The organism is Parabacteroides sp. PFB2-10, assembly GCF_029893085.1.
Classification (GTDB): Bacteria; Bacteroidota; Bacteroidia; order Bacteroidales; family Tannerellaceae; genus QVMG01.
In genome coordinates, this window is sequence record NZ_JARXWI010000002.1 from 330,440 (window position 1) to 342,963 (window position 12,524).

Genomic DNA, 12,524 nt, shown 5'->3' on the forward strand with positions numbered 1-12,524 from the left:
TCTCACGCCGCCCATCTAACCTACAAAGGTAAATAGAATTATTGGAATACGCCGCTGAGAACATCCGGGAGTTTTCCCCGATTGTCAAATTACTCCTTTAAGAAGTCAATTTTATCATCTCACTCTGTACATATCACTATCTCTCTTTATAGGCAGACAACCTTGTTTTTATTTTGAAAAAACAATTACTTTTACTTACCTTTAGCGACTGAAAATAAAAGGATATAGCCACTTTATAGTCTATTTCTATTACTCACTCTTATTTAAATTTTTAATAACATGAAAAAAGGAATTATCTTACTGATGCTTGGCTGTTTTTCTATCAGTATGTTTGGACAGAAAACAGCCCATGTCACCGTGCAGGTGACTCAACCCAAACAACAGATCAGCAAACACGTTTATGGCCACTTTGCAGAGCATTTGGGACGTTGTATTTACGACGGGTTCTGGGTGGATCCTAATCTACCAGTAGAAAAACAAGGACGAATCCGTATGGATATCGTTAAAGCCTTGCGCGACATCGACATCCCCAACCTGCGTTGGCCGGGTGGATGTTATGCCGATGAATACCAATGGATCGACGGGGTTGGAAAACCGGAAGACCGTCCTGTTACGATCAACAGCCACTGGGGAGGCGTAACGGAAGACAACAGCTTCGGAACACATGAATTCCTTGAACTTTGCGAACTATTGGGCTGTGATCCTTATATCTCTGCCAATGTGGGTTCTGGCACGCCGGAACAGATGCGCGACTGGATCGAATACCTCAATTTTGCCGGAGAATCTACCCTGGCTAAACAACGCGCGGCCAATGGACATCCGGAACCGTATGGCGTTAGCTTCTGGGGCATTGGTAACGAAAGCTGGGGTTGTGGTGGTAATATGACACCGGAATTCTATTCCGATCAGTATCGCCTGTTCCAGACCTATGCCCGCGACTATTCAGGAAATAGAATACGCAAGATCGCTTGTGGCCCGAACGGCGCGGATTACAATTGGATGGAAGTCTGCATGAAGAATATCCGTTCGATGTGGGGTATCTCTCTGCACCATTATACCATTGCCACAGGCAACTGGGGCAAGAAAGGTTCAGCAACTACTTTTAAAGAAGATGAGTATTTCGGTGCCATGAAGAGCTGTCTCTTTATGGAAGAACTCCTGCAAAAGCATACCGCGATTATGGATCGTTATGACCGTCAACAGCGTGTTGGCCTGGTGGTTGACGAATGGGGTATCTGGACCGACGTAGAGCCTGGCACAAACCCGGGATTCCTCTATCAGCAAAACAGCCTTCGCGATGCACTGATTGCCGGATCAACATTGAACATCTTCAATAACTACTCCCACCGTGTACGTATGGCTAACCTGGCACAGACCATCAATGTATTGCAGTCATTGGTATTGACCGATAAGGAAAAGATGTTATTGACACCGACCTATCACGTATTCAAAATGTATAAGGTACATCAGGATGCTAAATTGTTGCCGAGCTTCGTAGATGCTCCTAAATATACTTACGGGAAAGAGGAAATAGACGGACTGAATGCCTCTGCTTCTATTGATGAGAATGGCGTTGTTCATATTTCATTAGTGAATCTGAATCCGGCAACAACCCTGGCTACCCAGGTTAATCTAAACGGCTACAATGCGAAGAGTGTAAAAGGAGAAGTCCTGACATCTAAGTCATTCACCGATCATAACTCCTTCGATCAGCCGAATAAGATCAAAGCAACCGAATACAAAGATTTCAAACAGAAAGGTGATCTTATCGAAGCCCAATTGCCTCCTATGAGCGTAGTGGTATTTAGTTTGAAATAAACAAACTCCGCATATAAACACCTTATAACAAAAAGGACGGAAGATGGTTTTTATACCTCTCCCGTCCTTTTCTTTTATATTATCGTGAGATCATTCTCTTTATTATTTGATGGATTGAAGAGAATATTTACATTTGTGGGTGATACAGAGATTGTAAGGAACGAAGCGGCTGATAACTACAATAAAAACACAAACAAATATACACAAATGAAAAGGTCTGTTTATCTTTTTCTGTTGGGGATATTCTTCTCCCTTTCTCTTTTTTCGCAAACGGGAATACATTATGATGTTTCTTTTGATCCGGAAGAGCATTATATTCATCTCAATCTTTCCCTTTCCGGTCTTTCGGAAGAGACAACCACTTTACGTATGCCGGTCTGGGCACCCGGTTATTATATTATTATTGATTATCCCAAAAATGTGGTTGACTTTAATGCCTTTGATTCAGAAGGTAATCCTATTTCCTGGGAAAAAGAAGGTAAGAATGGTTGGGTAATAAACAATGGCGCTTTTCGTGATATAACCCTCTCCTATCGTGTGTATGCCAATACGCAAAGTGTAGCCGAATGTATGGTTACCTCTGATAAGGCTTTTATCCCTGGAAATGGTGTCTATATGCATATTGAGGGGAAAAAGGAATCTCCCGTATCGGTTTGTTTTACATTACCTGACAGATGGAAACAGATATCTACCGGACTAAAAAGAACAGAAGATGCTAATACATTTTATGCAGCTGACTTTGATATTCTTTATGACTCTCCTGTTTATATCGGAACCCAGCAGGTCAGTTATTTTACGCATGAAGGACACCACTACGAACTGGCTTTAGAAACGCCGGAAGGAATAGAGGAACAAGACTTCACGGGTGATCTAAAGAAGATTATATCTACCTGTACGGCGCTGATCGGTGATGTCCCTTATGAAGATTATTGTTTTATTCTGATGGGAAGAGGCGGAGGTGGCCTGGAACATTTCAATTCGCAAGCCTGCTTTACCTATGGAACTTATCATTTTGAAACAGAAGAGATGTATCATGGTTTTCTCTCTTTTATTACACATGAGTATTTTCACCTCTATAATGTAAAAACCATACGCCCTATCGAATTAGGTCCCTTTGATTATGATAGAGAGGTTTTTACGCCACTACTCTGGATATCCGAAGGGTTTACTGTCTATTATGAGCTACCGATCCTTTTGCGGGCAGGTATTATCAATAAAGATTATTTCCTGAAAGAGATGAGTGCCGTTATCCGGAAGGTTGAGGGCAACACCGGTAAAAATCATATGAGCCTCCGGCAAAGCAGCTATGATATATGGCTAAACTTCTTTAATCGCAATGCCAATGGCGCGGATACCCGTATATCTTACTATGATAAGGGGCCTATTATTGGCCTATTGATGGATATAGAGATCAGGCAGATGACGGATAACCGCCGGAGCTTAGATGATGTTATGCGAGCCCTCTATTGGCAATATTACAAAGAGAAAAACCGTGGCTTTACGGAGGAAGAATTCTGGCAGATATGTACTGAAGTCGCCGGCCAGCCTTTGACGGAAATGCGTCGTTATGTGGAAACTACGTGTGCGATAGACTATACAAAGTATGCGGCCTATGCCGGCTTAGAAATCGATGAGAACTGGAATATTTCTATCTCAGAATCATGCAGTGGATTGCCTTTGTGTATACGAGAATCGATATTTGGGAAGTAGTCGCTTTTGCTACTATCACACCAGTTCTGTCAGTTCTCCCAGAGCAGCTTTTAGGATAAATGTCCAAAGGAAAAAGCGGAAGAAGCAACCGATTAACATAAGGGTAGCTGAGGTTTTGGGTTTTACTTTGTAAAAGCCTAATGTAAAGATCGACATACTTCCCAGGAAAGGAATCCAGGCGAAGAGGGCTACCCAGACACCATATTTGTCAATGTATTTCTTTTGTTTAGCAATATTTGTTTTCTTTATTTTCAGTCGTTCCAGCCATTCCAGTTTGCCTAACCAACCAATGCCGTAAGAGGTCATGCTACCGATCCAGTATCCGATGGTTCCGATAATCAGGCATATCCAGGCATTGCCTCCGGCGAGTAGCATCCCGATCAGAAACACATCGGAACTGACCGGAATAAAGCTTCCCGCCAGGCAGCATCCGATAAAAAGGCCTACGTAGCCTAAGTTAAGCAGCCATTCCATGATTCTTGTCGCTTATTCTATTTTTTCGCGCAAGTTACAACATCCGGATCGAGATAGGATGCGATATGTAGTTTTTCTTTTTTGTAGGTGGTGTTGATTGTTATATTTTCCGTCCGTGTGCCGCCAACGGCAAAGATAGTTCCTAAAGAAGGGTCTGTTTTGAATCCTTCTATCGTAACATTCTTTACATTGTTGAAAAGAATAGCCGGGGCTGTTTCTGTATAGATCTGTACATTCTTTAGGGTTATGTTTTCAGATTCTATCAATTCTGCTCCCAGTTTGGAGTAAACAATGAAATTTTCTATTTGTATATTGTTGATCATTTGTTCGGGCAATCCGTAGAAGTACATGGCACGGCGCGCATTATGACACACAATATCCCGGATATAGATATCCCTGAATGCTGGGGTAGTTTCGTCGACCGGGGGTAAGATCTCTTTTACTGCTTCCGGCTGATCATTATCTTCCAGAGTTTCTACGGCAGATTTTCCGCCATAATAGAGATTAAACAAAACAGGTTCGGTGGCTATATCAAACATACTGATGTGTGATATATGGATATTCTCCACAATACCTCCGCGTCCCCGCCGGCTTTTAAATCGCAATCCAACGTCGGTACCCAGAAACTGACAATGAGAGACAGATATGTTTTTTACACCTCCGGACATTTCACTTCCGACAACAAAGCCGCCATGGCCTTTGAATACGGTGCAGTTGCGTACGATCAGGTTCTCACAGGGGCGGGCACGTTTGCGCCCATCTTCATCTTTGCCCGATTTGATACAGATGCCATCGTCACCCACATCAAAGGTACTATTGACCACAATGGTATTCTTGCACGATTCCAGATCCAGCCCATCGCCGTTCTGGGCATACGATGGATTGCGCACCTGTATATCGTCAATAATCAAATTTTCACACATTAACGGATGGATGTTCCAGGCCGGTGAGTTCTGAAAGATTACCCCTTGCAGGAATACATTTTTGCAGTCAATCAGGCTAACCATGACCGGCCGGAGGAAGTCGCGCAATGCCTGCCATTCTTCGGGAGTCTGAAGATTTTGCGGCACATTCATATTACTGGTCGTATCGCCATGCAGATAGGCGGCCGAAGGCATCCAATAATCATCCCGTTTAAATACGCCTCCTCTGGCAATGGTCGCTTCCCATACGCTTTCTGTGGCTTTGTCTTTCTTCAACGGGCGCCAGTAATGGCCGTTTCCATCGATGGCCCCCTCGCCGGTAATGGCGATATTCTCCAGGTTTCTTCCGGAAAGAGGTGATTGGCAACGATAGGTATCCAATCCTTCAAAAGAGGTTTCTACCAATGGATATAAATCTTTATCCGGGGAAAAGAGAATAATAGCCCTCTCTTCCAGATGTAGATTGATATTGCTTTTCAATACAATAGGACCGGTAAACCAAACACCCGCAGGCACTACAAGGCGTCCTCCTCCGCACTCCGACAGGTGGTCGATAGCCCGGGCAAAAGCATCTGTCTCCAGGTTAATGCCGTTCCCAATGCCGCCGAATTCGGTAATAGAGATACTATAATCAGGGAAAACAGGAGGTGTTATGACCGGCATATCAAACGGCAGGTCTTTGTATAGATAGGCATACGGACTATCCGACACCTTCTTATCGCATGAAAAGCAGACCATCACCATCAGGACTGCCATCATAAATTGTATCTTTTTCATATTCTTTCTTTTGAGATACATCATTTGTTTAACTCCAGGCAACCCATAATAAAGGGACCATTTGCCTTGGCATCATTCTCACGGATACGTTCATTGATATAGTATTCAAAACTACCATCACGGTAAGGGTTTCCTCCCAAGCCGCCCACAGCGCAACATTGTGTCAATGTCAGGGTGCCATCATCATTGGTCACAATAAGCGTATTCATTAATCCATCGTACGCCTTTTCGGCTATCTTCCTGTATTTTGGATCGATATATCCTTTGTTTACCGCTTTGGCATAGCTGTACATAAACATGGAGGAAACGGAGGCTTCCAGGTAATTGCCTGCCTTATCACCCTTGTCGACCACCTGGTACCATAGTCCCGTTTTATCCTGATAGCGGGGAAGTGTTTCTGCCAATCTTTCGATCATACGAATAAGTTCCGGACATTTTGGATGATCAGCCGGGATAAAGTCTAATACATCTACCAAGGCCATAAACCACCAACCGATGCTCCGTCCCCAGAAATTAGGCGACTGTCCGGTCTCTTTATTGGCCCAACGTTGGTTTTTGCTCTCATCCCAGGCATGGTAATAGAGTCCGGTCTGGGCATCGTATGTGTGCCGCGCACAAACAAGGAATTGATTCACCACATCATCTATCCATTGTGGCTGATCGAAGGTGACAGCATATTCCGCCAGAAAAGGAGAACCCATATAGAGTCCATCGAGCCATACCTGATGAGGATAGATTAATTTATGCCAGAAAGCCCCCTCATGGGTACGGGGATGCACCTTCATTTGAGCAACCAGCCGATCCATAGCCAGGCGGTATTTCTTGTCTCCGGTCTGCTTATAGACTTCGAACAATACCTTTCCGGAATTGATGTAATCGATATTATAGGTGGCTACATCGTATAGATGAATTTCGCCCTGCTCATTGATGATGGTATCAGCCCATGCAATCACATAGTTCAGGTATTTAGGGTCGTTTGTCTTCTCCCATACCTTGAGCATCGCACGGCATCCTAACCCCTGTCCATATCCGAAATAAAGGCGTTTGCCATGATCCAGTTGCCAGGCTTCGGGGAAACGTTTCATTTCCGATTCAGCAAAGTGAATGGCTGTTTTCTGGGCATTTATAGCGCATGTCGTTAGAACAAATAATCCTATTAATAATATCTGTCGTTTCATATTATCTATGGCTTTTGAATCTTTACGTTCGTTTATATTACTCTCCGTCACTTAGGGCATAGGTTGCAAATCTTCCCACACCACATTCCATGTACCATCTTTAGGAAATCCCGGGGTCTTCACCGTGTTGCCATCCCAACCTGCACACATCATGGCGGCAGCCGTCAGTAATCCTCCATTGCCAGGCAGATAGATGCGCAGGCGGGAATCCTGGTAGTTATGCCCATTCACCAGATAGGTATTGGTACGTTTCTCCATCAACAGAGCACCTACCGCTTTCTCGGTATCCCCCAGACGGGCAGCACTCATAGCAGTCATTGGGTAATCCCAGCCCCAGGTCTTCCCCCAGTTCCAGTTATCCCATATCCAGTTGAGCGTATTTTTCATATAATCCGGGCGTACCAATTTGCACTGTGGTAAGATACCCAACGCCCCTAATATGGCCGGGTGATCGGAAGTGAAGCGAATATCGATGTAGGTATCGACGGCATCTTCCGAAGCCAGATACAATCCATCCTGATAAGCCAGAGGCGATAGTTTGTCAATGAGTTCATCCCATTGCGGCTTACGTTTCTTGCCTTCGCGTTCTCTCCATTGCTGGGCAACCGACATGGCGTAATGCCAATAGGACAATTCGAAGGGCGGATTGATGGTCTCCGATGCCCTTAGGGTCTCCTGCGCGGGGATAATACCCTTCAGGATATAACGGCCTTCCAGTTCATCGTAAGTAGCAAATGAAGCCATGAATTCGGCTGTTTCGTTAACCAGAAAAGCATACTTGTCAATCACCTCCTGCGAAGGATTATTGCGGTAGATCAGTTCGGCCATATAGATAAAATGGGGCTGTTGCCAAATCAGGAAGGAACCTACCTTGGAGGGCGCTTCGGTAGCCGAAGGATCAGTCATCTTCATCCAACGAGCACCTTTGAATCCCTGCCGCTCAGCGATACTCTTTGCCACAGGATAGGCCTGCGTGTACCAGTCCATACTTCTCTCTAACAGATCCGCCCTGTTCCATAAGGCGAAATGAACCGCGTGCCACCAGTGCATCTCCAGGTGGAATTTCCCATACCAGCTGTTATAGGTCAATCCGGTCTCCTGCGGAGGATACATACCGGCCGACTGTATGGCCATGATGTATTGTGAAAGTAGGATCCGGCGTTCCAGTTCCGGTGCACGCTCGTCTGTGCAACGAGAGAAATCAATAGCACCCCCTCTTTGCCAGAAATCCTGCCAGTAGGCTGCCGAAGCGGTAAAGGTTTCCTCTACCATGGATACTTTGTTTGCCGGACTTTGATCGGTGAATTCACAGGCGATATGGAAGTTGTCTGCTTCGGGAGTAATAACGAAATAATGAGCCTCTTTCTCTATAACAGTCGCTTTTCCGCTGTATGTAACAGTCAGATAATAGACCGTTTCGTCTAATGTTCTTTTCAATACGAATGAGGATTCATCTTGGGAGACAATCTCTGTTTTATGCTTTTGCGGAGAATTCCAGTCACTTGCGTCGTCGGAGTGCTGACCGGTAGGGTAAGGGAAGCGCAGGTTTAACTGCATTGTTCCTTTGCTGATCATTGCGGAATTCACTTCAGCTGCCAAGCGGTCTTTCACCGGGTCTACGGCGGTTCTTACACTGGCAGAGTCGTTACCGATAGAGAAACGGCTGTCGATTCTTCCATCCCAGAGATTTAGTTCCTGGTTAATTGATTGGATGGCGTCTACTTTCAGCTTTTGGCCATTTTCGTCCGTCAGTTCTAATCCGATATACCCCAGATGCAAACGATGGGGATTGATCCGGTAATAGTTGGCAGCGTCTTGCGGGCGTCCCGGGTCATTGAATTGTACCGCGTATGGCTCTTCCCAACCCCGAAAATTATAGTTTTTCAATGTTTCTTCATGTGTCAGCTTTTCTGTATTAGGGAAACTATGCCAGCCCCATTGCGCTTGTGTTCCCAGCGGCACACCAGCAGCATATAGTTCCGGAAAGGTCTGCAAGCCGGTGGCATCTACTGTCACAGCAAAATTCCCATTACCGACCGATAGAGAAGATAATTCTTCAAACTCTGTTACATGCGGGTTATTTCGCTCTACCAGGGCATAGCGGTCGATCTTCTCGGATGCCTTTTCGGTACAGGCCAGTAGGAACAGCACACTAACAGCCCATATCCATTTTGTTACATTCAGTTGTTTCTTCATTTGTATTTCTTCTTTTATGTAGTTTTCGTTGAAGAATACAAAAGTAAGCTAAACCCCAAATCGCGACACGTAAATATGTACAATTACCTGTAAAATGATGCATTTATAGAGATTCCTCTTTCAATCCCGCTTAATCTGCTGCTCGAGTTGATAAATTTCCTCCGGGGTGGAGCGGTTAATCACAATGCGTTGATTCTTCTCGGTGGTAATAATCAGATAAGGAGGTTGCCCGCTATGAAGAAAGAGCAGATGGGCACCCTTTTCTTTTGAATGGAAATGCCCTTTGTGATAACGGGAGAAGGACAAACCATTCCTTCTATAATCCATCGAAGGGGCTGTATTGGTCACCTCTACCTCTTTTATTTGCTCCAGCGGAATAGATATGCCATACGATCCTTCTATCACTAATCGATTGTTTGCAACCGTTATATGGGCCGGCTGAGCCGTTTTATATAAACCACCGAAAATCAGTAATAGGAAAAGAATTACGACCAAAAATGTGATCTTTTGGGCTTTTGTATGTACAATGGCCCTAACAGAAGGATTCATATTGACCAAGACCATCATAATGGCTATTCCGCCAAAAACAACCACCAATAGTAGGGAATCTTTCCAGGAAGAAAGGCCGATCAGGTCAAACAGAAACGGCATAACAATCAATATGCCACCCATCCCTGCAAAACAGGCGCGCATAATGCGGGCAATCGCTTTAATATCAATCTTATCCCTCTGCTCTTTGGGCATGGTATTATACCCCGATATCAACATAGGCCATTTGTGGAGCATGAAGCCTAAGCCGATAAAGAACAACCCGATGATAATAAATGCTATTTTATCCATACCCTTTTCTCTTTTTCTGTGTGATTATATGTTGTGCCTGATATCCTATTATCTATACAAATGGTCTGCCTGTTGCAGAATTTTGTTAACCAGTAGGGGGTGTTCTTCACCACGGTCTAAAAGATTATCAACGGCTTTGCGCGCATTTTCTGATGTTTGATCAGAGAGGATAGCATGCAACCAGTTGGTGGGAAGAAATATATCACCCTGCTCCTTAGCTACTTCTGCCAGATAGACTCCCATATGCACAAGCCTTTCTATTTCCTCCTCTTTCAACAACTTGGGATGGTAAAGGTAGTTCAATGCACTTACGATCCAGGGTTCGCTATAATTAGATATGGCATAAGACAGTTTTACTAAGTATAATAAACGATCCTCCTCCTCTTTGGGACGGATGAATGTGGAGACAAAGGCATATTGTTCCCGGCGGTCAGGATTAGTAATCCGATTAATTTGTTCCTGATAAATATCCGACAAGAGGTCGGGCTTATACATCATCATCTTATAAGAAAGGTCGGTATAATCATTTTCGCTTAACAGGCAAGCGCCCGGTTGCTCTTTGTTTTTCCATACCGTATAGAGGCGGTCGATGGCTGTGTTGCTATCGGCCAGGGATGCATAGGTACGGAATGCCTGCAGGCGGAATGAGCGGTCGGGATGCGTATGTACCATCTGCCACAAAGCCTTTTCGACCGGAGGGGTATCGATGGAGAATAGCTGTACACAACGAGCCATATTACTTAGTGCCATGGCATTTAGTAAAGGGTTGTTCTTTTGGGAGATATAACTCAGTATCTCTTGCACATACCATTGAGGATCTATGTTTTTTCGGATCACATTTTCATACAGGGTGATCAACAGAGAACCACAGAAGACATCATCCCGGCTTCTCTTTAACTTCATCATGACATGACGGGCGTCGGCTTCGCTAAGTGGGAAATAGCCATATCCCTTTCCGTCGCTGTTAGGCAATATAATGGGGTTGTTTGCCTCTGGAAAATCGATGCGTATGGAGGGTGAATCTATTTTAAAGACAATGGGGATGGTTTTCCGGCTGTTCCCATCCACCAGGGTATAGCTTATTTCCTGTGGCCAGATAAGTCCCCGGTTCAGAGGATCGGATTGAGTAACAACCAACTGCTTGTTTTCGATATGTGCCTCGATCTCCGGCATACCTTTTTCATGTATCCACACATGACTCCATTCTTCCAGGTCTTCCTCCGTGTATTTATCAAAAATAGCTACCAACTCCTCCCAGGTAGCGTTGCCATAGGCATAGGTATGAAGATACTCCTGAATGCCTTTACGGAAAGACTCCTCCCCCAGCCTGCCGAGCAGCTTTTCCATGACTATCGGCGATTTGTTGTAGATGATCTGTCCGTAGATTAGGCCAGCGTTTGTGAGGTTATCGAGCTCCTGCTTGATAGAGGTGGTACCGGCGGTTCGGTCTTCCGAATAGGCGGCCGGGTAATAGCTGCGTAGGAAGTTCAGGTCGTGGTTGACAGTCGGATACAATGGTTCAACCATGCGTGCCGCAAAGTAATTGGCAAAGACCTCTTTGGTCCATACGTCATCAAACCATTTCATGGTGACATAATCGCCAAACCACATATGTGCCGTCTCATGAGCGATCAGGGAACTCCGACTAAGTCTTTCATTTAATGTAGGTTGTTCGTTTAGGAACATACGGCGATCGTTATAGAGTGTGGCTCCTGTGTGTTCCATTCCACCAAACTGGAAGCCGGGAAGAATAATCAGGTCATATTTGGCAAATGGGTAAGGGATCGTGGTGTATTCTTCCATCCACTCCAGAGCATCAAAGACCTCTTTAGCAATGTCAGGACATTGGGCAACCTTCTTGGGATCGGTTTCCCGATGGTAAAGGGTTATTTCACGACCGTTGCGTTCCTGCTTTTCCTTATCGAACTTTCCGGCAACAAAGGCAAAGAGATAGGTGCTAAGCGGTTCTGTCTCCCGGAAACGGATCACTCCGTCTTTTTCAGACTCTACCGGGCTGTTGCTAACGGCTTCCCATCCGTTGGGCAGATGCAGGGAAAGGGTATAATTCGCTTTTAGATCCGGTTGATCGAAGCAGGGGAAGAGCGTGTGGGCTTTATTGGGGACAAGTAAGGTGTACAGAAACTCATTCTCACGGTTTAGGGAGTGGCTGTTGACGGCAAAGCGGACACATAACGTATGCTTGGACACTTCCCGGCCTTCCGGCGGATAGATAAATATATGTCCGTTTTTAAACCGGTAATCAATCGACTCGCCATTCAAAACAACTTCTTTTATCCACTCTTCTTTTGTAAAGAAATCAAGAATGAGTGGCTGGTTGTTGGCTATAACAAGCGAAATATTTGCATTGCCCTGGAGTTGTTGTCCGAGTGAATCGGGAATATCGAAGTGTAGTGAATAGGCTATTTCCCGGTAGTTTTCTTTTCGAAATTCAGCTAGTTCTGCGCTAACGCCCTGGTTTAATAAATGACCGTGTTTATCCTCTTCCACAGAGGGTTTGCAAGAGATAAATACACACACCAATAAAAAGCCTAAAAGGCTATTTGTCTTTGTCATACCGGTTAGATTTACGGATTAAACTATGTAGTCT

At 44.8% G+C, this 12,524-nt stretch carries 7 protein-coding genes and 1 pseudogene; 2 read left to right on the forward strand and 6 right to left on the reverse strand.

Annotated elements, in window-relative coordinates; translation table 11 throughout:
• Positions 1 to 279 precede the first annotated feature (279 nt).
• Entirely contained in the window at positions 280 to 1,818 is a 1,539-nt protein-coding gene (locus tag M2137_RS03250) for an alpha-L-arabinofuranosidase C-terminal domain-containing protein (protein ID WP_280765024.1), read from the forward strand.
• A gap of 207 nt (positions 1,819 to 2,025) precedes the next feature.
• Positions 2,026 to 3,528: a hypothetical protein gene (locus tag M2137_RS03255; protein WP_280765025.1), complete on the forward strand. Its 1,503-nt coding sequence runs from the start codon at positions 2,026 to 2,028 to the stop codon at positions 3,526 to 3,528.
• A 15-nt stretch (positions 3,529 to 3,543) separates the two neighbouring features.
• Here the strand turns inward: M2137_RS03255 and M2137_RS03260 are convergent, their stop codons facing one another.
• From M2137_RS03260 to M2137_RS03285, 6 genes and pseudogenes are all read right to left on the reverse strand, one after another.
• The gene (locus M2137_RS03260; protein WP_280765026.1) at positions 3,544 to 4,002 is read right to left on the reverse strand and encodes a VTT domain-containing protein; all 459 of its coding nucleotides are present in this window, start codon (positions 4,000 to 4,002) and stop codon (positions 3,544 to 3,546) included.
• Between the two features lie 17 nt (positions 4,003 to 4,019).
• Entirely contained in the window at positions 4,020 to 5,669 is a 1,650-nt protein-coding gene (locus M2137_RS03265) for a glycoside hydrolase family 28 protein (RefSeq protein WP_280765054.1), read from the reverse strand.
• A gap of 53 nt (positions 5,670 to 5,722) precedes the next feature.
• Positions 5,723 to 6,802: pseudogene (locus M2137_RS03270) on the reverse strand (glycoside hydrolase family 88 protein); the annotation flags it as partial.
• A gap of 129 nt (positions 6,803 to 6,931) precedes the next feature.
• Entirely contained in the window at positions 6,932 to 9,076 is a 2,145-nt protein-coding gene (locus M2137_RS03275) for a hypothetical protein (RefSeq protein ID WP_280765027.1), read from the reverse strand.
• A 120-nt stretch (positions 9,077 to 9,196) separates the two neighbouring features.
• Complete coding sequence (locus tag M2137_RS03280; protein WP_280765028.1) at positions 9,197 to 9,916, reverse strand: DUF3784 domain-containing protein; 720 nt, start codon at positions 9,914 to 9,916, stop codon at positions 9,197 to 9,199.
• Positions 9,917 to 9,964: 48 nt separating this feature from the next.
• Positions 9,965 to 12,490 (reverse strand): M1 family aminopeptidase, encoded by a 2,526-nt coding sequence (locus tag M2137_RS03285; protein WP_280765029.1) that lies wholly within the window; start codon positions 12,488 to 12,490, stop codon positions 9,965 to 9,967.
• Positions 12,491 to 12,524: the final 34 nt, after the last annotated feature.